Annotated in this window: 17 protein-coding genes; 12 read left to right on the top strand and 5 right to left on the bottom strand. The window is 73.7% G+C overall.

Features of this window, described 5'->3' with window-relative positions; genetic code table 11:
* Nucleotides 1–16: 16 nt before the first annotated feature.
* The gene (locus SAM23877_RS31220; RefSeq protein ID WP_053140338.1) at nucleotides 17–658 is read left to right on the top strand and encodes an aspartate/glutamate racemase family protein; all 642 of its coding nucleotides are present in this window, start codon (nucleotides 17–19) and stop codon (nucleotides 656–658) included.
* Nucleotides 659–1,219: 561 nt separating this feature from the next.
* On the opposite strand, the gene gndA is transcribed toward SAM23877_RS31220, so the two are convergent.
* Nucleotides 1,220–2,659 carry an NADP-dependent phosphogluconate dehydrogenase gene (gene gndA, locus SAM23877_RS31225; RefSeq protein WP_053140341.1) on the bottom strand — a complete coding sequence of 480 codons (1,440 nt, stop codon included), beginning with the start codon at nucleotides 2,657–2,659 and terminating at the stop codon, nucleotides 1,220–1,222.
* Nucleotides 2,660–3,040: 381 nt separating this feature from the next.
* Here gndA and SAM23877_RS31230 point away from each other — a divergent pair, with 381 nt between their 5' ends.
* Nucleotides 3,041–4,369 (top strand): transglycosylase family protein, encoded by a 1,329-nt coding sequence (locus tag SAM23877_RS31230; protein WP_053140344.1) that lies wholly within the window; start codon nucleotides 3,041–3,043, stop codon nucleotides 4,367–4,369.
* Here SAM23877_RS31230 and SAM23877_RS31235 read toward each other — a convergent pair.
* Entirely contained in the window at nucleotides 4,359–5,630 is a 1,272-nt protein-coding gene (locus SAM23877_RS31235; RefSeq protein WP_053140349.1) for a DMT family transporter, read from the bottom strand. The two genes, SAM23877_RS31230 and SAM23877_RS31235, sit on opposite strands and share 11 nt — an antisense overlap.
* Nucleotides 5,631–5,858: 228 nt before the next feature.
* Here SAM23877_RS31235 and SAM23877_RS31240 point away from each other — a divergent pair, with 228 nt between their 5' ends.
* From SAM23877_RS31240 to SAM23877_RS31260, 5 genes are all read left to right on the top strand, one after another.
* Nucleotides 5,859–6,713 (top strand): (2Fe-2S)-binding protein, encoded by an 855-nt coding sequence (locus SAM23877_RS31240; protein WP_053140353.1) that lies wholly within the window; start codon nucleotides 5,859–5,861, stop codon nucleotides 6,711–6,713.
* A gap of 223 nt (nucleotides 6,714–6,936) precedes the next feature.
* On the top strand, nucleotides 6,937–8,112 hold the full coding sequence (gene glgA, locus SAM23877_RS31245) for a glycogen synthase (protein ID WP_053140356.1): 1,176 nt from the start codon (nucleotides 6,937–6,939) through the stop codon (nucleotides 8,110–8,112).
* Between the two features lie 51 nt (nucleotides 8,113–8,163).
* Nucleotides 8,164–9,384 (top strand): glucose-1-phosphate adenylyltransferase, encoded by a 1,221-nt coding sequence (glgC, locus tag SAM23877_RS31250; RefSeq protein WP_079030546.1) that lies wholly within the window; start codon nucleotides 8,164–8,166, stop codon nucleotides 9,382–9,384.
* Between the two features lie 385 nt (nucleotides 9,385–9,769).
* A complete protein-coding gene (locus SAM23877_RS31255) occupies nucleotides 9,770–11,107 on the top strand; it encodes a wax ester/triacylglycerol synthase family O-acyltransferase (protein ID WP_053140362.1) in 1,338 nt (445 codons plus the stop codon).
* 103 nt (nucleotides 11,108–11,210) lie between these two features.
* Nucleotides 11,211–12,704, top strand: a complete 1,494-nt coding sequence (locus tag SAM23877_RS31260) for an SDR family NAD(P)-dependent oxidoreductase (RefSeq protein WP_053140365.1) — start codon at nucleotides 11,211–11,213, stop codon at nucleotides 12,702–12,704.
* 73 nt (nucleotides 12,705–12,777) lie between these two features.
* On the opposite strand, the gene SAM23877_RS31265 is transcribed toward SAM23877_RS31260, so the two are convergent.
* Complete coding sequence (locus tag SAM23877_RS31265; protein WP_053140368.1) at nucleotides 12,778–13,221, bottom strand: hypothetical protein; 444 nt, start codon at nucleotides 13,219–13,221, stop codon at nucleotides 12,778–12,780.
* Nucleotides 13,222–13,693: 472 nt separating this feature from the next.
* Between SAM23877_RS31265 and SAM23877_RS40375 the strand changes: the two genes are divergently transcribed.
* A complete protein-coding gene (locus SAM23877_RS40375; RefSeq protein ID WP_107291914.1) occupies nucleotides 13,694–13,867 on the top strand; it encodes a hypothetical protein in 174 nt (57 codons plus the stop codon).
* Between the two features lie 54 nt (nucleotides 13,868–13,921).
* Nucleotides 13,922–14,401: a GNAT family N-acetyltransferase gene (locus tag SAM23877_RS31270; protein WP_053140371.1), complete on the top strand. Its 480-nt coding sequence runs from the start codon at nucleotides 13,922–13,924 to the stop codon at nucleotides 14,399–14,401.
* A gap of 32 nt (nucleotides 14,402–14,433) precedes the next feature.
* Here SAM23877_RS31270 and SAM23877_RS31275 read toward each other — a convergent pair whose 3' ends face one another.
* Nucleotides 14,434–15,792, bottom strand: coding sequence for an amidase (locus tag SAM23877_RS31275; RefSeq protein ID WP_053140373.1), 1,359 nt, complete (start codon nucleotides 15,790–15,792; stop codon nucleotides 14,434–14,436).
* A 419-nt stretch (nucleotides 15,793–16,211) separates the two neighbouring features.
* Here SAM23877_RS31275 and SAM23877_RS31280 point away from each other — a divergent pair, with 419 nt between their 5' ends.
* Complete coding sequence (locus SAM23877_RS31280; RefSeq protein ID WP_053140375.1) at nucleotides 16,212–19,235, top strand: alpha-mannosidase; 3,024 nt, start codon at nucleotides 16,212–16,214, stop codon at nucleotides 19,233–19,235.
* Between the two features lie 49 nt (nucleotides 19,236–19,284).
* Here the strand turns inward: SAM23877_RS31280 and SAM23877_RS31285 are convergent, their stop codons facing one another.
* Nucleotides 19,285–20,706: a lipase maturation factor family protein gene (locus SAM23877_RS31285; RefSeq protein WP_053140377.1), complete on the bottom strand. Its 1,422-nt coding sequence runs from the start codon at nucleotides 20,704–20,706 to the stop codon at nucleotides 19,285–19,287.
* 117 nt (nucleotides 20,707–20,823) lie between these two features.
* Here SAM23877_RS31285 and SAM23877_RS31290 point away from each other — a divergent pair, with 117 nt between their 5' ends.
* Nucleotides 20,824–22,914 (top strand): SpoIIE family protein phosphatase, encoded by a 2,091-nt coding sequence (locus tag SAM23877_RS31290; RefSeq protein ID WP_053143052.1) that lies wholly within the window; start codon nucleotides 20,824–20,826, stop codon nucleotides 22,912–22,914.
* Nucleotides 22,915–22,955: 41 nt separating this feature from the next.
* Nucleotides 22,956–23,819: an Fpg/Nei family DNA glycosylase gene (locus SAM23877_RS31295; RefSeq protein WP_053140381.1), complete on the top strand. Its 864-nt coding sequence runs from the start codon at nucleotides 22,956–22,958 to the stop codon at nucleotides 23,817–23,819.
* The last annotated feature ends 7 nt before the right edge of the window (nucleotides 23,820–23,826 follow it).

Here is a 23,826-nt window from a genome sequence, read left to right on the forward strand (position 1 = left end):
CGATCAGGGGGCACGCGTGTTGGCGCTGCTGCACACCTCACCCGTTCACGTTCCGGTGTTCGACGCCCTGCGTGACGAGGCGCACCCGGGGCTGGAGCTGCGGCACCACGTCGACGCCGGGCTGCTGGACCGGGCGCGGCGGGAAGGGCCCCAGGCGGTGACGGACGCCGTGCGGGCGGTGCTGCGCAGGGCTGCCGCCGAAGGCGCAAGGGCCGTGTTGTGCACCTGTTCGACCATCGGCGCCGTCGCCGAGTCGGCCGCCGGTGACGCGGGGGTGCCGGTGCTACGGGTCGACCGGCCGATGGCCGCCGCGGCCGTGGCCGCCGGTTCGCGCGTCGTCGTCCTCGGTGCCCTGCGGAGCACTCTCGAACCGACGGTGGCACTGGTCGAGGAGGAGGCCCGGCGCGCCGGGCGCCCCGTCGAGGTGCGGGCCCTCCTGGTCGACGGCGCGTGGTCCCGGTTCGAGGCCGGTGACACCGAGGGCTTCGCGCGGGTGGTGGCCGAGGCCGCCGACGCCGTCACCGATGCCGACGTGATCGTCCTGGCCCAGGCCTCCATGGCGCCGGCCCGGGAACGGGCCGGGACCGCCGTCCCGGTGCTGGCGAGCCCCGCGCCGGGGCTCGCCGCGGGGGCGGAGGCCGCGACAGCCCGCGGGTAGCGTTGCCCGTTGCCCGTTGCCCGTTGCCTCTTCGGTCACCGCCCTACGAGGGCAGTCTCGGCCACCCGGTCCCGGCCGTTCACGCGGGGGAGTGAGTGGAGGGACTTCCCTCGGGTAGGCGGGGGACAAGTCCAGAGCCGACGTCGACCGATTGGCCGGAGGACAGCGCCATGACGAACCCGTATCCGGATCCCGTTCCACCCGGGCCCACGCCGGGACCCGCGCCCGGTCCGGACCCGGAGCCCCAGCCGCACCCCGACCCGGTGCCCACGCCCGGCCCCGGCCCGGAACCGACACCCCCGCCACCGCCACCGGGCCCCGGCCCGGAGCCGACGCCGCAGCCCCCGGGGCCGGGCCCGCAGCCGACACCGCCACCCCCGCACCCGGGTCCCCCCGAGCCCTCCCCATCGCCGATCCCGCCGGGGCCGGAGCCCGTACCCAACCCGGAGCCCGGGCCGCCGCTGAGCTGAGGCGGCCGAAACCGCCGTACGCGCGGTGAGCGACGGGCGAAGAAGCGGCGGGCGGCAGTACGGCCGCCCGCCGCTTCTTCGCCCGCGACCACTACGCGGTGACCTCCGACCGGTCCCCGCCCCACAGCGTGTGGAACGCGCCGTCCCGGTCGGTGCGCCGGTAGGTGTGCGCTCCGAAGAAGTCCCGCTGGCCCTGGGTCAGCGCGGCCGGCAGCCGCTCGGCGCGCAGGGCGTCGTAGTAGGCGAGGGCCGCGGCGAAGCCCGGCGTCGGTACGCCCTGTCGGGTCGCGGCGACCAGCACCTCGCGCCAGTCGTCCTGGGCGTCCGCGATCTCCCGCGCGAACGTCTCGTCCGACAGCAGGCTCGGCAGGTCCGCGCGGGCGTCGTAGGCGGCGCGGATGCGGTCCAGGAAGGCCGCGCGGATGATGCAGCCGCCGCGCCAGATCGCCGAGACCGCCCCCAGGTCGATGTCCCAGCCGTACTCCTCGCTGCCCGCCGCGACCTCGTGGAAGCCCTGCGTGTACGACACGATCTTCGACGCGTACAGCGCCTGCTCCACCCGGTCCGCGAAGGCGGCCGCCTCCGCCTCGCCCAGCGGGGACGCCTTCGGGCCGGCCAGCCCGCGCGAGGCCTCCCGCAGCGCGACGTGCCCGGACAGGGAGCGGGCGAAGACGGCTTCGGCGATGCCGGACACCGGCACGCCCAGGTCCAGCGCGATCTGCACCGTCCAGCGGCCGGTGCCCTTCTGCTCCGCCTGGTCGGCCACCACGTCCACGAACGGCTCGCCCGTCGCCGCGTCGACGTGCGACAGCACCTCGGCGGTGATCTCGATCAGGTAGGAGTCCAGCCGGCCGGTGTTCCAGGTACGGAAGATCTCGGCGATCCGGGCGGGCGCGTACCCGGCGACGTCACGCAGCAACTGGTACGCCTCGCCGATCAGCTGCATGTCGGCGTACTCGATGCCGTTGTGCACCATCTTCACGAAGTGCCCGGCACCGTCCGGGCCCACGTGCGTCACGCAGGGCGCCCCGTCCGCCGCCTTCGCGGAGATCTTCTCCAGCATCGGGCCGAGCGAGTCGTACGACTCCTTCGAGCCGCCCGGCATGATGCTCGGCCCGTTCAGCGCACCCTCCTCGCCGCCCGAGATGCCGGTGCCGACGAAGTGGATGCCCTGCTCGCGCAGTTCGCGTTCCCGGCGGCGGGTGTCCGCGAAGTGGGCGTTGCCGCCGTCGATGATCATGTCGCCGGGCTCCAGCAGCGGGGCGAACTCCTGGATCACCGCGTCGGTCGGGTCGCCGGCCTTCACCATGATCACCAGGCGGCGTGGCCGCTCCAGCGCCGCCACGAACTCCTTCGCGGTCTCGGTCGCGATGAAGTCGCCCTCGTTCCCGAACTCCTCCACCAGTGCGCGCGTGCGCGACGCGGTCCGGTTGTGCACCGCGACCGTGTAACCGTTGCGAGCGAAGTTACGGGCGAGGTTGCGGCCCATGACCGCGAGCCCCGTGACGCCGATCTGCGCTGTAGTGCTCATTGGGTTGGCTCCTAGTGACCTTGGTGTCGGTGGTGCCCTGGTATCTCTGGCGCCTTGGTATCCGGTGGTACTCGGGCCCCGGTATCCGTGGTGCTCGGGCTCTGGTGCCGTGGTGCCGGTGGGTGCTCTGGTGTCCGTGGTGCCGCCAGTATCGTCGCTCGACCATCCTGACGTGCCGGTACGCCGGTCGCACCTCCTGGTCCGGCGGACTCCAGTACGCGGGGAAGGGCCCCGGTGCCTCAGCGGACGGGCTCCTTCCTCCGCCAACGGGCATCCCTTCTCCGCCACTTGGGGTGACCAACCGGCCGATTGCCGTCTTGTCATGGCCTGTTAGCAGCACATACTTTTGCCCCTCCTGACGCAATGTCGAGGGGGACCTCCATGGCCGTACGCGGCCGGCACCGCCGGTATCAGCCGAACAGGATCAACCGCGCCTCACTGACCGTCACCGCGGGCGGCGCGGGACTGGCGCTCCCGCTCATGGGAACCGGCACGGCGGACGCGGCCGACGTGGAGACCTGGGACAAGGTCGCCGCCTGCGAGTCCACCAACGACTGGGACATCAACAGCGGCAACGGGTACTACGGCGGGTTGCAGTTCACCCAGTCCACCTGGGAGGCGTTCGGCGGGACCGAGTACGCCCCGCGTGCGGATCTGGCCACCAAGGACCAGCAGATCGCCGTCGCCGAGAAGGTGCTGGACGGCCAGGGTCCCGGCGCATGGCCCGTGTGCTCGCAGCGGGCCGGACTCACCCGGGGTGGCGACACGCCCGACATCCGGCCGGCCGGGGACGCGAGGCCCGGCAAGGGGACGGAGCGGACCGCCGAGAAGTCCACCGGGAAGTCCTCGGGCAAGGGCAAGGTCACGGGGCGGTCCGGTGCGAAGCCGGACTCGGTGAAGGACGTCAAGCCCCAGACCACGCCGCAGTCGCGGGCCGGCAAGGGCCGCATGTACACGGTGGTCACCGGGGACACCCTGTCGGGCATCGCCGACACCCAGCAGGTCCGGGGCGGCTGGCAGCGACTGTACGAGTCCAACCGCGCCGCCATCGGAGCGGACCCCGACCTGATCCTGCCGGGGCAGCGCCTCGCGGTGCGCGGCGAGGGGACCAGCACCGCGCCCCGCCCCGAGCAGAAGACGGCGGAGAAGCCGAGAGCGGCCGAGAAGCCCAAGGCGAAGCCGGCCGAGCCGCAGCAGAAGCAGCAGAAGAAGAAGTCGTCCCCCGACAGCGGCAAGGCCGAGGCCAAGACGGAGAGCAAGGCCAAGACGGAGACGGCGGCCAAGGCCGACAAGGCCACCTCCCGCCACGCGGTCGTCGCCCCCGTCGACGCCCCCACCGGCACGCCGTACCACCAGGCGGGCTCGTCCTGGTCGAAGGGCTACCACACCGGCGTCGACTTCCCCGTCGCCACCGGCACCTCGGTCAAGTCGGTCGCGGCGGGCCGGATCGTCAGTGCGGGCTGGGGCGGCTCCTACGGGTACCAGGTGGTCGTCAGACACGAGGACGGCCGCTACTCCCAGTACGCGCACCTCTCGGCGATCTCCGTCAGGGACGGCCAGTCGGTCGGCGCCGGCCAGCGCATCGGCCGTTCGGGCTCCACGGGCAACAGCTCGGGCCCGCATCTGCACTTCGAGGTGCGGACGGGGCCCGGGTTCGGTTCCGATGTCGACCCGCTGGCGTATCTGCGGGCCGGCGGGGTCAGGATCTGATCCGCACCCGGTGCCGGTCCAGCACCGGCGTCGGGACGAACGGACCGTTGTGGAACGGGCCGAAGAACGGCGGCGGATCGTCCCTCTCCACAGGTTCCCGAACCTGGAGCGCCGCCTCGGCGGGGACGGTGTCCGGGACCGGCGGTGCCGCCGGGGAGGGCACGAAGACCTTGTCGGGCAGCGAGCCGCCCCGCTGCCCGGTCACCGGCGCGCCCGCGGCCCTCGGGGCGTCCCCCGACGGCCCGGCGTTGGACTCGGCCACCGCCGGGGGAGCCACCGCCGGGGGAGCCACCGCCGGGACGGCCACCGTCGGGCGGGTCATCGCCGGGCGGGCCATCGTGGGGAGGGCTGCCGCCGGGACGGCCGCCGATGAGTGAGCCGCAGTCGGGACGACAGCGGCCGGAAGGGGCACGGCCTCCCCGTCGGCGCCCTCCCGCGCGATCCGTTCCGTCGTCAGGAGGATCAGTCCGCCGGCGGCCACCACACCGCAGCCCAGGGCGAGCAGGGTGCCGGTCGTGCCGTAGCGGAAGGTCTCGCCGAACATCGTGATCCCGACCACCGCGGCCACCACCGGGTTGACGACCGTCAGCGTGGCGAGCGGGGCCGCGAGACCGGCGCCCCGGTAGGAAGCCTGGGACAGCAGCATGCCGGCCGTGGCGAGCACGCCGATCACGGCCAGGGACGGCACGTCGGCGCCCGACACACCGCCGGTCCAGTCGACCGCCACCGTCTTGGTGAAGACCGACGACATGCCGAAGGCGATGCCGGACGCGGTCGCGAGCAGGATGCTGCGCACCGCCGGGTGCCGGTGGGCGGCCCGGCCGGCGATCATCAGGGCCACGACCACACCGCCGGTCACGACCGCCGCGCCCACCCGCTGCGCGGTGTCCAGGGACTGCGCGTCCGACGCGCCGACCAGGGACAGCAGACCGGCGAGACCGACCGTCGCCATGAGGGCGCCGCGCCAGGCCGTCGCCCCGGCCCTGCGGCCGACGAACAGCGCCGCCATGGGCAGGGCGAACACGATGGTGAGCGCTCCCAGCGGCTGCACCAGGCTCAGCGGACCGAGAGCCAGGGCCACGACGTGCAGGAGACCACCGAGGCCGTTGAGCGCGACCGCCGCCCACCAGGCGGGGCGGCGCAGGGGAGCGTACTGAGCACCGGGGGAGGAGACCGCGACCCGCTCCTGCACGATCGCTCCGCCCGCGTACGCCACGGCGGAGACGAGCGACAGCAGCACGGACAACGCGAGGGCGCTCATCGGCTGCTCCTCTGCGTGAGGCGGGGGCTCTCGGCCCGGCGCGGCGAACGGTCGTCATCCATGGACAACACGATGCCGTCCCAGGAGCTTCCCGTCGTCGTCCCTGAGCACTCATTGAGTCCTACTGCCGATGGAGTATGACGGCGGTGCCGTCCTCCCCAGGGTGGGGTACTCGCGGCCCGGCCCCCTGAGCAACGCCCCCTAGGGGCCCTGATAGTACTGCTCACCGTGGACCTCGACCCCGACCTCGCAGCGCTCCGCCCGCTCGGCGGCTTCTCCGTGCTGCACGCGTCGAAAACGTCACCGTACGGGCCGTTCCCCACCCTCGCACACGCCTACGCCCCGGTCGACGGCGAACCCGGACAGGGAGGCCGGGCACACGACGGCCCCGGCGGCACCGGCTTCGGAGGCCCCGGAGACGCGACGCCGGACGCCCCGGCACCGCTTCGGGCGGACCCCCTCGCCTTCCGCGTCCACAAGGTCGCCGCCGCGATCCGCGCCCCCGACAGGCGTGTCGCCGCCTCCGTCGCCCACCAAGGGCTCGCCGCCCGCCTGTGGTCGGTGACGCTGGGCTGCGCCGCCCTCTACGGTCACGTCCCCGACCTCGCACCGTCCCTGCTGCACTGGGACCCCGACGCCACCGCCCCCGACGATCTGTGGCTCGCCGAGGTGCGTTCGCGGCCGGGGGACGTCGCCACGATCGCGGAGGTCGTACTCCGCACGCATCTCACGCCGCTGACGGCGACCCTCCACGCCCGCTACCGCGTGGCCACCGGGCTGCTCCGGGGCAACGCCGCCTCCGCGCTGGCCGGAGCAGGGCGGGAGCTGGACCGCTGGGCCCGCCGCCACGGCCGTACGGACACCGCCGCCCGTGCCCGCTCGCTGACCTCCGGGCTCCTCGCCCACCCCCTGCTCGCCGGGACGGGAGCGCTCACCGGCACCGCCTTCCGCCGCCGGAGCTGCTGCCTGTACTACCGGGTGCCCGGCGGAGGGCTCTGCGGCGACTGCTGCTTCTCCCGGCCGCCCGGCTCCCCCGGCCCTCCTCGGGCCGCCCGCACTGCACGCTCTCCCCGCGATCCCTGATCCCGGCTCCCCGGCCCTCCCCGGGCCGCCCGCACTGCGCGCTCTCCCCGCGATCCCTGATCCCGGCTCCCGGCTCCTCGCTCTCGGCTCCCCGCTCTCCCTGATCCCTGATTCCCGCTCCCCGCTCCCCGCCCTCCGTGATCTCCCGGCACCCGCGCTCTTCCCCACGCGCCCCGTCTGAGTGACCATGAAGGGACCAGCCGACGAGCACGGGAGGTTCCGGGTGCGTGTGGGACTGCTGACCCGCGAGTACCCGCCGGACGTGTACGGCGGCGCGGGCGTCCATGTCGAGTTCCTCGCCCGGGAGCTCGCCCGCCTCGTCGACCTGGACGTGCACTGCTGGGGCGAGGGCCGTGCCGACGGGGTGCTGCGCCACCGTTCCTGGTCCGCGCTCGACGGAGCCAACGACGCGCTGCGCACCTTCTCCGTGGACCTCGCCATGGCCGCCGCCCTCGAAGGCCGCGAACTGGTCCACTCCCACACCTGGTACGCCAATCTCGGCGGTCACCTCGCCAAGCTCCTGTACGGCATCCCGCACGTGGTGACCGCCCACTCCCTGGAGCCCCTGCGCCCCTGGAAGGCCGAGCAGCTCGGCGGTGGCTACGCCCTGTCCGGCTGGGCCGAGCGCACCGCGGTCGAGGCGGCCGACGCGGTCGTGGCCGTGTCCGGGGCGATGCGCGAGGACATCCTCGCCTGCTACCCGGCGCTGGATCCCGGCCGCGTCCACGTCGTGCACAACGGCATCGACACCGCCCTGTACCGGCCCGACCCCGGCACCGACGCCCTGGACCGGGTAGGCCTGGACCGCTCCCGCCCGTACGTGCTGTTCGTCGGCCGCATCACCCGCCAGAAGGGCGTGCCCCACCTGCTGCGCGCCGTGCGGGACATCGACCCGGCCGCGCAGGTCGTGCTCTGCGCCGGCGCCCCGGACACCCCCGCGATCGACCAGGAGTTCCGCGACCTCTTCGCCGGGCTGAGCCGCGCCCGCGAGGGCGTGTACTGGATCCCGAGCATGCTGCCGCGCCGTGAGGTGATCCAGCTCCTGACGCACGCCGCCGTCTTCGTCTGCCCCTCCGTGTACGAGCCGCTCGGCATCGTCAACCTGGAGGCGATGGCCTGCGGGACGCCCGTCGTGGCCTCCCGGGTCGGCGGCATCCCCGAGGTCGTGGCGGACGGCGAGACGGGGGTCCTCGTGCCCAAGGACGACGGGGTGGGCGGGGACCGGGACGACGACTTCGAGGCGGGACTCGCGCGGGCGCTGGACTCCGTCCTCGGCGACCCGGAGGGCGCCCGGCGGATGGGTGAGGCCGGCCGGCGGCGCGCGGTGGACGAGTTCGGCTGGGACGCGGTCGCCCGTCGCACCGTGCGCCTCTACGAGGAGATCCTCAAACAGGCTTAGGCAGCCCCGGTCCGGGGCAGCCGAGGGTGAACGAGGGTGAGGGGAGCGGCCATGCGTCGTGGAGGTCCTTCGGTGCTCGGCATCGTGCTGGCGGGCGGAGAGGGCAAACGCCTGATGCCCCTGACCGCGGACCGCGCCAAACCCGCGGTCACGTTCGGGGGCACGTACCGGCTGGTCGACTTCGTGCTGTCCAACCTGGTCAACGGCGACATCCTGCGGATCTGCGTCCTCACCCAGTACAAGTCGCACTCGCTGGACCGGCACATCACCACCACCTGGCGGATGTCCAGCCTGCTCGGCAACTACGTCACCCCCGTCCCGGCCCAGCAGCGGCTGGGCCCGCGCTGGTACCTGGGCAGCGCCGACGCGATCCTCCAGTCCCTGAACCTCGTCCACGACGAACAGCCCGACTACGTCGCGGTCTTCGGCGCCGACCACGTGTACCGGATGGACCCGCGCCAGATGCTCACCCAGCACATCGAGTCCGGCGCGGGCGTGACCGTGGCCGGGATACGCGTCCCGCGCGGCGAGTCGTCGTCCTTCGGCGTGATCACTCCCGGCGCCGACGGCCGGACCGTCACCGGCTTCCTGGAGAAGCCCGCGGACCCGCCCGGGCTGCCCGACGACCCCGGGTGCGTCTTCGCCTCGATGGGCAACTACGTCTTCACCACCAAGGCCCTCATCGAGGCCCTGCACCGGGACGCCGAGGACGAGAACTCCGTGCACGACATGGGCGGCTCGATCCTGCCCCAGCTCACCGACCGCGGTGAGGCCGCCCTGTACGACTTCAGCGACAACCACGTGCCGGGGGAGACCTCCCGGGACCAGGGGTACTGGCGGGACGTCGGCACGCTCGACGCCTACTACGACGCCCACATGGACCTGATCGCGGAGCGCCCCGCCTTCAACCTCTACAACCGGGACTGGCCCGTCTACACCCACTCCGCCCAGCTCTCCCCGGCCCGTTTCAACGCCGGCGGCATGGCCAGTGAGTCGATCATCAGCGCGGGCTGCCTGATCCGCGGGCAGGTCACCCGGTCCGTGCTGTCACCGGGCGTGGTGATCGACCCGGGGGCCGTCGTACAGGGTTCGGTGCTGCACGACAACGTGCACATCGGCCGGGGCGCGGTGGTGCGCGGGGCGGTGCTGGACAAGAACGTCGACGTGCCGCCGGGCGCGACGATCGGTGTCAACCCGGAGCGGGACGGCGAGCTGTACACGGTCTCCAAGGGCGGCGTGATCGCGCTCGGCAAGGGACAGCGGGTGCCGTGACGGACGGGTGACGGCCCGGGGCGCCCGTCGTGCAGTACGAGGACAACGGCACCGACGACCACCTCTGGCGCTTCGCCTGAGGTGACCGCGCACCACGACGGGCGGACGGACGAGGCGCCGTCCGCCCGGCCGCGGACCGCGGCCCGCCCGCCGGTCGCCGGCCCGCACGATCGGCCCGCACCCGTCCGGGTGGCGCACCCCGGCGCGGGCGGCACCGCCTCCACCGGCCCGGGCGCCGTGACCCCATGGGGCACCGCGATCGGGGCCCGGTCAGGGGGTGGGACTTTAACCTGATGTTAACTGTGCGTAGCTTGATCGTACTTGACCGTAATCGACGCGGGGCGATTGACTGTTTGTCCACCCGTCGTCCCTGCGAGGACCACCCTTGACTTCCGATCCGCTCGCTCCTCTCGACCTGGCGTTCTGGAACATCGAGTCCGCCGAGCACCCCATGCACCTCGGCGCGCTCGGGGTCTTCGAGGCCGGCTCGCCGACCGCGGGCGCCCACGCGGCGGACCTGCTCGCGGCCCGCGCCCCGGGCGTGCCCGGCCTGCGGATGCGCATCCGGGACACCTGGCAGCCGCCCGCCCTGCGGACGCCCTTCTCGTTCGGCGGCGCGACCCGGGAACCCGCCCCCGGCTTCGACCCGCTCGACCACGTGCGGCTGCACGCCCCGACGACGGACTTCCACGCCCGGGCGGGCCGCCTCATGGAGCGCCCGCTGGAGCGCGGCCGGCCGCCCTGGGAGGCGCACGTGCTGCCGGGCGCGGACGGCGACCGCTTCGCCGTGCTGTTCAAGTTCCACCACGCCCTGGCCGACGGCCTGCGCGCACTGACCCTCGCCGCCGGGGTTCTCGACCCGATGGACCTGCCCGCGCCGCGCTCGCGCCCCGAGCAGCCCGCCCGAAAGCTCCTGCCGGACGTGCGCAGACTGCCGGAGAGGGTGCGCGACGCCCTGTCCGACGCCGGCCGGGCCCTCGACATCGGCGCCGCCGCGGCCCTGTCCACCCTCGACGTGCGCTCCTCCGCCGCGCTCACCGCCGCATCCTCCGGCACCCGCCGCACCGCGGGCGTCGCCGTCGACCTGGACGACGTGCACCGGGTGCGCAAGACCGTCGGCGGCACCGTCAACGACGTCCTGATCGCGGTCGTCGCGGGTGCGCTGCGCAGCTGGCTGGACGAGCGCGGCGACGGCAGCGAGGGCGTCGCGCCCCGTGCCCTGATCCCCGTCGCCAAGCGCCGGCCGCGTACCGCCCACCCACAGGGCAACCGGCTCTCCGGATACCTGACACGGCTCCCGGTCGGCGATCCCGACCCGCTCTCCCGCCTCGACGCGGTGCGCACCGCCATGGACCGCAACAAGGACGCCGGGCCGGGCCGGGGAGCCGGGGCCGTCGCCCTGCTCGCCGACCACGTGCCCGCGCTCGGCCACCGGCTCGGCGGGCCCCTGGTCGGCCAGGCCGCCCGGCTCTGGTTCGACATCCTGGTCACCAGCGTGCCCCTGCCCAGCCTCGGCCTGCGGCTCGGCGGCCATCCGCTCACCGAGGTCTACCCGCTCGCACCGCTGGCCCGGGGCCACTCCCTGGCGGTGGCCGTCTCGACGTACCGCGGGCAGGTCCACTACGGCCTGGTCGCCGACGGGAAGGCCGTACCGGATCTGGACCGCTTCGCCCTGGCCCTCTCCCGGGAGGTGGAGACGCTGCTCACGGCCTGCGGTCCCTGAGCCGGCGCGTTTGGCGTCCCGGCCCGCCGCTGAAGTAAAATCCGCCGTTCGAAAGCGGGCGCGAGTCGGAGCGCCGCGACGGTGATCAGGAACGGCAGCGGCGATGACGGTGACACAGGACGGTTCGGCGAGCACGGACGAGGTGGTGTACGGCCCGGGGATCGACCCGGAGCGGCTCGCCGTCTGCCTGAGCGTGCTGGAGGAACTCGACGGACTCGACGTCGACCACCCGGACGCCGTCCGGGTCCGCCGGGCCACCTCGCACATCTACCGGATGGTCAAGCAGCGCCGCCGTCAGGAGCGCCGGGCCGCCAAGACCGCCCACGACAAGGCCGTCACCGAGGCCACCGCCACCGGGTCCGCCGAGCGCATCGACGACGAGACCGAAGGCATCCTGCCCTCCTCCCGCACCGAGGAGGGCAGCATCGCGGGGATACTCCAGCGTCCCCGCTCGTGCTACATCTGCAAGCAGCGCTACACCGAGGTCGACTACTTCTACCACCAGCTCTGCCAGAGCTGCGCCGCCGAGAACCGGGCCCGCCGCGACGCCCGCGCCGACCTCACCGGCAAGCGGGCGCTGCTCACCGGCGGCCGGGCCAAGATCGGCATGTACATCGCGCTCCGGCTGCTGCGCGACGGGGCGCACACCACGATCACGACCCGCTTCCCCAAGGACGCCATCCGCCGCTTCAAGGCCATGGACGACTCGGCGGACTGGATCCACCGGCTGGAGGTCGTCGGCATCGACCTGCGCGACCCCGCCCAGGCGGTGGCCCTGGCCGACCAGGTCACCGAGCAGGGACCGCTCGACATCCTGATCAACAACGCCACCCAGACCGTGCGCCGCCTGCCCTCCGCGTACGCCGCGCTCGTCGAGGGCGAGAGCGCCCCGCTGCCGGCCGGTGAACTGCCCGCCCACCACGTCATCGGCGCCTTCAACTCCGGAGCGGTGGACGGACTGACGGCGCTGCCCGTCGGCGTCTCGGGGCTCGACGCGCAGAAGGTGGCCGACCTCGCCCTGGTCGCCGGCAACGCCAGCGTGGTCCGGCACCGCGACGGCACCGCCATCGACGCGGGCGGCCTGGTCCCCGACGTCGTCGACACCAACACCTGGGTCCAGACCATCGAGCAGATCTCCCCGGTGGAACTGCTGGAGACCCAGCTGTGCAACTACACCTCGCCGTTCATCCTCATCAGCGCGCTGCGCCCGGCGATGGCCGAGGCCGCGCGCCGGGCCCCCGCGAAGCGTGCCTACGTCGTCAACGTCTCCGCGATGGAGGGTGTCTTCGCCCGCGGCTACAAGGGTGCGGGCCACCCGAACACCAACGCGGCCAAGGCGGCCATGAACATGGTCACGCGGACCAGCGCCCAGGAGATGTTCGACACCGACGGCATCCTGATGACCTCGGTGGACACCGGCTGGATCACGGACGAGCGTCCGCACTTCGACAAGCTGCGGCTGGCCGAGGCCGGTTTCCACGCTCCGCTGGACCTGGTGGACGGCGCCGCCCGCGTCTACGACCCGATCGTGCGCGGTGAGGCGGGCGAGGACCTGTACGGCGTCTTCCTCAAGGACTACGCGCCCGGCAAGTGGTGAAGATCCCGCCGGGACAACGGCCGTGATCCGTCGGCCGGTCGGCGGAGCGCCGTCCTGATCCGGGAGGGCCCGTTCAGTCGACGGCTCCCAGCCGCGAGTGCCGCGCCGCCGTCAGCTCCAGCACCGTGCGCCAGTCCTCCAGGACCCCGGCGTCGAAGACGGTGGTGCGGGCCTCCTCGGCCGCCTGGTGCAGACGGACAAGATCCTCGTCGTGGGCCCAGGCGTCCGGGTGGGCGTGCCGGCGCAGCAGCCGGGCGACGCGCGCGCCGAGCAGTGGCCGCACCGCGTCGGCCGTCCGGCCGGCGGGGTCGCCGGACCGCAGCAGCCGGCCCACGGGTGCCACCAGACCCGCCACCTGGAGCTCCTTGTCGGCGGGGCGACGCCGGCGCAGGAGCGCGGCGGTGCGCAGCGCGTGCTCGTGCAGGTCCACCCGCCCGCTGCCGCGCTCCGCGAAGGCCCCCTCGCCCCGGCAGGCGTACAGCAGGTCCATCAGCTCCTCGACGCTGCGCAGTTCCATGCCTCGGTCCTCCCACGAGACAGCCGTTGCCGACCCACAGCAGACCATGGCCGGCTTGCGGCGCAGCCAACGGCAACTGAACGGTGCGGCCCGGCCTCCGACGAGAATCGAAGATGCGGTCGGCCGCATCGGCCGAACGGGTGAGTCACCTGTGGTGCGCAAACGGGTCCATCCCGGCATACTCGGGCCAACTGGGCAGGATAGGAAGGGCAATGGTTCTCCCATGTTTTGGGCCCCATAGAGCGCACCCCCGCTCATTTGGTTAATCTGGACCGGACGGACAGCACAGGGCTCCACCCACACCCGAGGTCCGTCTTGGGACAAGCCGGTTCACAACGGCCTGCTCTCGCCCGAGTTGCCGGCGCCACCGCGTCCGAACTGCATGCGACTGAAACCCCAGCGGGCGTCTGGTGCCGGACAGCAGACTCGGCCGACAGGCCCCTAGGGTGACCCGACACATAAGGAGTGCGCGGTGACACCGGAGACGACGAATCCAGAGCAACGCCCCAAGGAACGCATCGAGCGCGGGGGCCGCCGGCCAGGAGAGCTCGGCAGCCTCGACGTGTGGGCCCGCTCCGCCCCCATCCGCCTCGCGGGCTACGAGGAGGACCTCGCCGAGCCCCACATCCTGCCCAGCGTGGACTGACCGCGCGCGACCCGCAGGATCCGCCACAGGCATGGGCGTGCCAGACTCGCGCCCATGCTGATCAGGGAAGCGACGGCCGGTGACTGGCCGCACATCTGGCCCATCTGGCACCGCATCGTCGCGGCCGGCGAGACCTACGCCTGGGACCCGGACACGTCCGAGGAGGACGCCCGGGCCCTGTGGATGAACCCCGCCAAACGCGTCTACGTCGCCGAGGACGACGGCACCGTCGTCGCCTCCGCCTACGTCACCCCCAACTACGGCGGCCCCGCAGCGGGCATCGCCAACGCCGGCTTCATGGTCGACCCCGACCGGGCCGGCCGCGGCACCGGACGGGCCCTCGCCGAACACGTCCTGGCCGCCGCAGCCGCCGACGGGTACCGGGGCATGGTCTTCAACGCCGTCGTGGAGACCAACCCCGCCGTACGCCTCTGGACCTCCCTCGGCTTCACCGTCCTGGGCACGGTGCCGGACGCCTTCGACCACCCGCGGCACGGGCGGGTCGGCCTGCACGTCATGTACCGCGCCCTCTAGCGGGCCCCGCGGCGAGCGCCGGGACGGGGCGCTCACTCCAGGGGTGCCGTCCGCCGCCACGGGCGCAGCGCCTCGATCCGCTCCGCCAGCTCCAGCAGCGCCGCCTCCGCACCCGGTCGCCCCACCAGCTGTACGGCGCAGGGGGCGCCCGAGGGCAGGGTGCCGACCGGTACCGCCATCGCGGGCCAGCCGGTCAGGTTCCACGGCGGAGTGAAGGGCGAGTAGGCCGTGTCGGCCACGATGTTGCGCAGCCAGCCCCGCTCGTGCCAGGGCGCGGCGGCGGGGGAGCGGCGGGCCAGCGCCGGGGTGAGCAGGACGTCGTACGCCTCGAAGAACGGCTCCAGGCGTGCGCGCAGTGCCTCGCGTCCCTCGCCGGCGGCGGCCGTGCGTACGAAGGCCCGCCCGAGGGCCGCGTGCACCCGGGTCCGCCGGGCCAGCCGGCGCCGGTCCAGTCCCCGGGCGTCCACCGCCGTGCCCGCCGTCCAGTGGGCCAGGGCGGTGAGACCCAGCGAGGCGGGGTAGGGCGGGTCGGCCCGCCGCACCTGGTGACCCGCCTTCATGAGCAGACCGGCCGCCTCGCGGACGGCGTTCGCGTACGGGCGGGAGACGGGGACGCCGGCCAGGGGGCTGCGCGCGGAGGCCGCGATCCGCAGGGTGCCGCCGTCCGCGCGGCGCGGCGGTCCGCCGTCCGTGAGGTCGTCGCCGGCGAGGACCGCCAGCATCAGGCGCGCGTCCTCGACCGTCGTGGCCAGCGGCCCGTTCTCGGACATGCCGAACCAGTCGCCCTCGCCGATGCCGGCCGGGACCACACCGTGGCCCGGTTTGATGGTGACCAGGCCGCAGTTGGCCGCCGGAATGCGCAGCGAGCCCATGCCGTCGTTGCCGAGCGCCAGCGGCACCAGACCCGCGGCGACCGCGGCGGCGCCGCCGCCCGACGAACCGCCCGCGGAGCGGGCCGGGTCCCACGGGTTGCGGGACGTGCCGTGCACGCCCTCGGTGGTGCCGAACACGCACAGCTCGGGCACGTTGGTGAGGCCCACCACCACCGCCCCGGCCGCCCGCAGCCGGGCCACGGTGACGTGGTCCGCGGCCGAGGGCGTGTCCGGCGTCGCCGCGGAACCCACGCGCTTCGACTCGCCGCACACCGCGAGGTTGTCCTTGACCGCCACCGGCACGCCCGCCAGCGGGAGTTCGGCCAGGTCGCTCCGGGCGCCCACCTCGTCGGCCTCGCCGAGCGCCGCTTCGGCCCGGACTGCGCGGAAGGCACCGACGCGGCCGTCCAGGCGCTCGATCCGGGCGAGATGGTCCGCCACCACCTCGCGGGGCGTGGCGCGCTTCTCGCGGACGGCGGCGGCGATGTCGGCGGCGGTCCGGCCGGCCCAGCTGGTCACGGAGGGGCTCCTCGGGGTGCGGGAACGGGACTACTGACGAGTACGTGAGCACTCTGCCCGCCAGGACGCCTCCGCGTCGAGAGGGCCCGAGCGGCGGAGGCACGCGGCGCGCTCCGGCTCCCTCGCCGCCGCCCGCCGCCCTCACGTCGTCCGTCCGCCGCCCGCCGCCCGCCGCCCTCACGCCGTCCGTCCGCCGCCCGCCGCCCTCACGTCGTCCGTCCGCCGCCCGCTCCGCCGACGGCCCGCGCCTCGCGCCGGGGGAGGGTGCCGCACGGTTCGGAGGACGCGCGGTGGGGGAGCTGTACACCACGTCCGCCCCTGTGACCCCGACCCGCCTTCGGTGAACCGCCGACTCCGAAGCCGCCCCCGCCGGCCGCCGGCCGCGCCGGAACACCCGCCCCGACCACGGAGGACCCCGCATGCATGACGACCGCGACCTGGTCGAAGCCCGCCTCGAACGCGTCCTCGACGAGCGCATCCGCCCCGCCGTGTACCCCGAGTCCGTGCCGCTCGACGTCGCCGTGTGGCACGCGCCCGGCGAGCCCGTGCCGGTCGCCGAGGGGCTCGCGGCCGACCCCGAACCCATAGAGGTGGGCGCCCGCTGGGGCGCCCCCTGGGGCACCAGCTGGTTCCGCGTCACCGGGACCGTGCCCGAGGAGTGGGCCGGGAGGACCGTCGAGGCGGTCCTCGACCTCGGTTTCGACGAGAGCATGCCCGGCTTCCAGTGCGAGGGCCTGGTCTACCGGCCCGACGGCACCCCGGTGAAGGGCCTCAGCCCGCGCAACCAGTGGGTGCGCGTCGCCGCCCCCGCCACGGGCGGCGAGGAGGTCCGCCTGCACGTCGAGGCGGCTTCCAACCCCGTCATCTTCGGCCCCCGCCCCTTCGTGCCCACGCCGCTCGGAGACAAGGAGACCGCCGGCGACGAACCGCTCTACACCCTCGCCCGCATGGACCTCGCGGTCCTAGACGAGACGGTGTGGCACCTGGTGCTCGACCTGGAGGTGCTGAGCGAGCTGATGGCCGAGCTGCCGGTGGACTCGCCCCGCCGCTGGGAGATCCTCCGCGCCGTGGACAAGGCCCTGGACGCGGTCGACCTCCAGGACGTCAACGGCACGGCGGCACAGGCCCGTGCCCGCCTCACCGGCGTCCTCTCCGCCCCCGCCGCCGCCTCCGCGCACCGCATCAGCGCCGTCGGTCACGCCCACATCGACTCGGCGTGGCTGTGGCCGCTGCGCGAGACCGTCCGCAAGGTCGCGCGCACGGCGTCCAACATGACCGCCCTGCTGGAGGACGAGCCGGACTTCGTCTTCGCCATGTCGCAGGCCCAGCAGTGGGCCTGGGTGCGCGACCACCGGCCCGAGGTGTGGGCACGGGTGAAGAAGGCCGTGGCCGACGGCCGGTTCGTGCCGGCCGGCGGCATGTGGGTGGAGTCGGACACCAACATGCCGGGCTCCGAGGCGATGGCCCGGCAGTTCGTGCACGGCAAGCGCTTCTTCCTCGACGAGTTCGGCGTCGAGAACGACGAGGCGTGGCTGCCCGACACCTTCGGCTTCGCCGCCGGGCTGCCGCAGATCATCAAGGCGGCCGGCGCCAAGTACCTGCTGACGCAGAAGATCTCCTGGTCGCGGACGAACAGGTTCCCGCACCACACCTTCCGCTGGGAGGGCATCGACGGCACCCGGATCTTCACGCACTTCCCGCCCGTCGACACCTACAACTGCTCGATGCGGGGCGACGAGATCGCCCACGCGGCCCGCAACTTCCGGGACAAGGGCGTGGCCCGGCACTCGCTCGCTCCCACCGGCTGGGGCGACGGCGGCGGCGGCACCACCCGCGAGATGGTCGCCAAGGCCGCCCGGCTGCACGACCTCGAAGGGTCGGCGACCGTCACCTGGGAGACCCCGCGGGCCTTCTTCGCGAAGGCCGAGGCCGAGAACCCCGAGCCGCCGGTCTGGGTCGGCGAGCTCTACCTGGAACTGCACCGCGCCACCCTGACCAGCCAGGCCAGGACCAAACAGGGCAACCGCCGAAGCGAACACCTGCTGCGGGAGGCCGAGTTGTGGGCGGCCACGGCCGCGGTGCGCACCGGGTTCCCCTATCCGTACGACGACCTGGACCGCATCTGGAAGACGGTCCTGCTCCACCAGTTCCACGACATCCTGCCCGGTTCCTCCATCGCCTGGGTGCACCGCGAGGCGCGCGCGACCTACGACCGCGTCGCCCGGGAGCTGGACGGCATCATCGACGCCGCCCAACGCGCCCTGGCCGGCGAGGGCGACACCCCGCTCCTCTTCAACGCCGCCCCCCACACCCGCACCGGCGTCCCGGCCGGCGCCGCCGCCGCTCCCGTCACCGAGGGCCGCACCGTCCTGACCCCCCGCCCGGAGGGCGGTCACGTCCTGGACAACGGACTGCTGAGGGTCGGGATCGACGGCCGCGGTCTGCTCGTGTCGGTGTACGACCTCGCGGCCGACCGCGAGACGATCGCGCCGGGCCGGGCGGGGAACCTCCTCCAGCTCCACCCCGACCTGCCGAACAAGTGGGACGCCTGGGACGTCGACGAGTTCTACCGCAACACCGTCACCGACCTCACCGACACCGACGAGGTCGGCCCCGGCGACGACGGCGCCTCGGTGCGGGTCGTCCGCCGTTTCGGCTCCTCCCGCGTCACCCAGACACTGACGCTGGCGCCGGGGGAGCGGCGGCTGGAGGTGGACACCGAGGTCGACTGGCACGAGACGGAGAAGTTCCTCAAGCTCGCCTTCCCGCTCGACCTGCATGCCGAGCGGTATGCCTCGGAGACCCAGTTCGGGCACTTCCACCGGCCCACCCACACCAACACCAGCTGGGAGGCGGCCAAGTTCGAGGCGTGCAACCACCGCTTCGTCCACCTGGAGGAGCCCGGCTGGGGCGTGGCGGTCGTCAACGACTCGACGTACGGCCACGACGTGACCCGCACCGTCCGCACCGACGGCGACGCGGGGACGACCACCACCGTGCGGGTGTCGCTGCTGCGTGCCCCGCGCTTCCCCGACCCGGAGACCGACCAAGGCGTGCACCGCTTCCGGCACGCGCTGGTGCCGGGTGCGGACATCGGCGACGCCGTGCGCGAGGGCTGGCGGATCAACCTGCCCGAGCGGCGGGTGCCGGGCGCGGGCGAGGTGGCGCCGCTGGTGACGGTCGACCACGACGCGGTCGTGGTCACCGCCGTGAAACTGGCCGACGACGGCAGCGGAGACGTGGTGGTCCGCTTCCACGAGGCCCACGGCGGCCGGGCCAGGGCCACCCTGACGGCCGGGTTCCCCGTCGCGGAGGCGGCGGTCACCGACCTGCTGGAGCGCCCGGCGGCCGAGCAGGGGCCCGCGATCGAGCAGGACGGTGAGCGGATCGCCGTACGGCTGCGCCCGTTCCAGCTGACGACCCTGCGCCTGAGGCGCGCCTAGCGCCGCACGGTCCGGCTCACCGGCGCGCGGTGAGCCGGACCGGGGCCCGCTACGGCCTGTCCGGCGCCCCGGCCAGCCGGGTCGGCGGCAGGTACTCCCGCACATACGTCCGCTGCCAGCACGCGCCCGTCTCCCGCAGCTCGCGCCACGTCGTGTACCGGTACCGGAACAGCCGGGCGCGGACGAAACGGGGCGGTGCGTCGGCCGGGAACGGGGAGCGGCGCAGCAGCCTCAGTGTCGCGCGGTCGTTCTCCAGCAGCCGCTCCACCAGGGTGCCGAACCAGGAGCCGGCGTACGAGGGCGAGAGCGCGGCGAACCACATCAGCCAGTCCAGCCGCAGGTGGTACGGCGCGAACTGGCGCGGCCAGCGCCGCGGGTCACCGGGCTTGCCCTTGAACTCGTACTCCCGCCAGTCCGAGTCCTCGCGGGCCACCTCGTCGGCGGTGCCCTCGATCACCACCTCGTAGCGGACCCGGCTGACGGTGCCGAAGGCGCCGTAGGTGTTGACCAGGTGCAGCGGGTCGAAGGAGCGGTTCATCACCTGGCGGCGGGAGACCATGTTGCGGACGGGCCGGTGGCTGAGGAAGAGCAGCAGGGCCGCGACCGCGAGGACCACGACCTCGTACCAGAGCGGCGCGGGGGACACGGACGGCGGATCGGCCGGGAACCGCACCGCCGACAGGGCCAGCACGATGGTGATCCAGTTCAGCCAGGAGAAGTTGCCCGACAGCACCAGCCACAGCTGGGTCACGATCATCAGTGCCGCGGCGGCCGTCGCGACGGGCTGCGGCGTGAACAGCAGGAAGGGCACCACGAGCTGCGTGACGTGGTTCGCGGCCACCTCCACGCGGTGCAGCGGCCGGGGGAGCCGGTGGAAGAACCAGCTCAGCGGCCCCGGCATCGGCTGGGTCTCGTGGTGGTGGTCCAGGCAGGTCAGCTTCCGCCAGCACTCGTCGCCGCGCATCTTGATCAGCCCCGCCCCGAACTCCACCCGGAAGAGCAGCCAGCGCAGCAGGAAGAGCACCAGGACCGGCGGCGCCACCTCGTCGTTGCCGAGGAAGACCGCGAGGAAGCCGGTCTCCAGCAGCAGCGACTCCCAGCCGAAGGAGTACCAGGTCTGCCCGACGTTGACCACCGACAGGTACAGCGCCCACGGCACCAGCCACAGCAGCATCGCCCCCCACAGCGGCAGCAGCGCGTCCAGCCCCGCCACCAGCGCCGCCGACACCGCGCAGCCCGCCCAGGCGCAGCACGCGAAGAGGCGGTCCGAGTAGCGGAGCTGGAACAGGCTGGGCGCCCGCCTGAACGGCACCCGCTCCACGAAGCGGGGCACGGGCAGCATGCCGCGCTCGCCGATCAGCGGACGGAACTGCAGGGCGGCGGTCAGGAAGGCGACCAGGTACATGACGGCCAGGGCCCGCTGGAAGACCAGCCTGCTCAGCCAGTAGTCGGGTGCGGTGAACCACTCCACGGCCGCGCTCCTCTCGTACGATCACGCTCCGTGTACCCCGGTGGGCGGGCGGCCCTCCACGACCCGGGCGGCGGACAGGAGTCGAGGAATCGGACAAACCCTGGCAAGGTGGAGCTCATGGTTGATCGGGGAGCGAGTGCCCTGTCACTCCCGGACGACTGGCCCGCCCACCCGGACCCCATCCTGGCGCTCAACCGCATGGGCAGCTTCGACTGGGACCTGGACACGGGACTGTTCCACATGGACGCCCAGGCCCACGAGGTGTTCGATCTGCGCCCGGACGAGTACGACGGGCGGCCGGAGTCGCTGGCGGTGCGCGTCCCCGCGGCCGAGGGCAGCCGCCTGGACGCCATCGTCGCCCGGGCCATGAAGGACGGCAGCGAGAACTACGGGACCTACTTCCGGCTGCGCACCCGCGACGGCACCCTGCGCTGGACCCGTACCCAGGGTTACATCCGCCGCGACGAGACCGGCCGCCCCCGCCGCATCATCGGCATCGTCCGCGACGCCACCCAGGAGGTCGGCGACATCGAGGCCCGCCGCGAGCAGGCCGCGCAGGACGAGGCCCGCAGGCGCCTCACCAACGTCGTCCAGCTCGCCACGGCCGCCCTCGCGCACGCCCGCACGGTGGACGACGTCATCGAGGTCCTGCGCGACACCCACGGCCTCACCCGCCTCGGCGCCACCAGCCTCGTGATGGGGCTGGTCGAGGCCGGCCGCATCCGGCTGGTCGCCGACGGCCCCGACAACAGCTTCGTCCCCGGCACCCGCGTCACCCGGATCGACGAGCCGTACCCGATGAGCGAGGCCGTGCGGACCCTCAGCCCCCGCTTCATCGAATCGCCGGAGGAGTTCGAGGAGCGCTACCCCCTCCTGTGGCAGCACATCACCCACCTGAACATCACCGCGGCCGCCTATCTGCCGCTGATCGCCCAGGCCCGGCCGATCGGCGCGATCGGGCTCCTCTACAGCGACCGGCGCGGCTTCTCCCCGGAGGACCGCAACGTGCTGGTCGCGCTCGGCAGCGGCATCGCGCAGAGCCTGCAACGGGCCATGCTCTACGAGCAGGAGACGGACCTCGCCGAGGGCCTCCAGCAAGCCATGCTGCCGCGCTCCATCCCCAGCGTGCCCGGCTGCGACGTCGCCGTCCGCTACCGCGCGGCCACCATCGGCGGCGCCTTCGGCCGCGACATCGGCGGCGACTGGTACGACCTGATCCCGCTGCCCGGCGGACGCGTGGGCGCCGTCATCGGCGACGTCCAGGGCCACGACACGCACGCCGCCGCCGTCATGGGCCAGCTGCGCATCGTGCTGCGCGCCTACGCCGCCGAGGGCCACCCCCCGGCCACCGTGATGGCGCGGGCCTCCGTCTTCCTCCACGAACTCGACACCGACCGCTTCGCGACCTGCCTGTACGCGGAGGCCGACCCGGCCACCGGCGTGGTCCAGGTGGTCCGCGCCGGGCACATCGACCCCCTGCTGCGGCACGGCGACGGCAGCTGCCGCCGGGTGCCCGTCGAAGGCGGCCTGCCGCTCGGCCTGTCCGCCGAGTTCGGGCGTCTCGCCTACCCGGTCTCCACCGTCGAGCTGGACCCGGGGCACACGCTGGTGCTGTGCACCGACGGTCTGGTCGAGGAGCCCGGTGCCGACCTGGACGAGGGGATAGAGGCCCTCACGGCGCTGGTGGCCTCCGGCCCGCGGGACGTCGGAGACCTGGCCGACCGGCTCATCGAGGTGGCCGAGGAGCGCCGCGGGGACGACGACGTGGCGCTGCTCCTGCTGCGCCGGCACGGGCTGGGAACGCCCCGGACCTTCGGCCGGCTCCAGCAGCACGTGTCCCCGGGCGACCCCGAGGCCCTCACCGAGGCCCGGCACATGATCCGCGCCGCGGTCCGTGCCTGGGGCGCCGGGCAGCAGAGTGACGAGATCGAACTGGTCGCCGACGAACTGGTCACCAACGCCCTCATGCACACCGAGGGCTCCGCGATCGTCACCCTGCGGCTGCTCACCGGGACCGACCGCCGGCTGCGGGTCGAGGTGGAGGACTCCTCCAGCGCCCTGCCCCGCCGCCGCGACGCCGGGGACTCCGGCGTCTCCGGACGAGGTCTGCTCCTGGTCGAGACGCTCGCCGACCAGTGGGGCGTGGAGGCGCGCGGGCGCGGCAAGTGCGTGTGGTCCGAGTTCCTCGTCTCCCACCGCTCGGGCTGATTCCCACTGGCACTGTCGGTCCCCGGTGGCACCCTGGACCTATGCCCGAACTGCCCGAGGTCGAGGCGCTCAGGGAGTTCCTGACCGAGCACCTCGTCGACCGTGAGATCGTCCGGGTGCTGCCCGTGGCGATCAGCGTGCTGAAGACCTACGACCCTCCGCTCTCCGCCCTGGAGGGCCACCAGGTGGCCGCCGTGCACCGCTACGGCAAGTTCCTCGACGTCGAGACCGCCGGCGGCCCGCATCTGGTCACCCATCTGGCCCGGGCGGGCTGGCTGCACTGGAAGGACAGCCTCCCCGACGGTCCGCCCCGCCCCGGCAAGGGCCCCCTGGCGCTGCGCGTCGCCCTGGACACCGGGGCCGGGTTCGACCTGACGGAGGCGGGCACCCAGAAGCGTCTCGCCGTGTACGTCGTGGCCGACCCCCGGGAGGTGCCGGGGGTGGCCCGCCTCGGCCCCGACCCGCTCGCCGACGACTTCGACGAGGCCCGCTTCGCCGCCCTCCTCGACGGTGAGCGCCGGCAGCTCAAGGGCGCCCTGCGCGACCAGAGCCTCATCGCGGGCGTGGGGAACGCGTACAGCGACGAGATCCTGCACGCCGCGAAGATGTCCCCGTTCAAGCTGGCCGCCTCCCTCACCGACGAGGAGACCGCACGGCTGTACGAGGCGCTGCGCGCCACGCTCACCGAGGCGGTCGAGCGGTCCCGGGGCGTCGCGGCCGGCCGGCTGAAGGCCGAGAAGAAGAGCGGGCTGCGGGTGCACGGCCGCACCGGCGAGCCGTGCCCGGTGTGCGGCGACACGGTACGGGAGGTCTCCTTCAGCGACTCCTCGCTCCAGTACTGCCCGACCTGCCAGACCGGCGGCAAGCCGCTGGCGGACCGGAGACTGTCCCGGCTGCTCAAGTAGGGCGGCC

Origin of the sequence: Streptomyces ambofaciens ATCC 23877 (genome assembly GCF_001267885.1) — a bacterium.
GTDB classification, from domain to species: Bacteria; Actinomycetota; Actinomycetes; order Streptomycetales; family Streptomycetaceae; genus Streptomyces; species Streptomyces ambofaciens.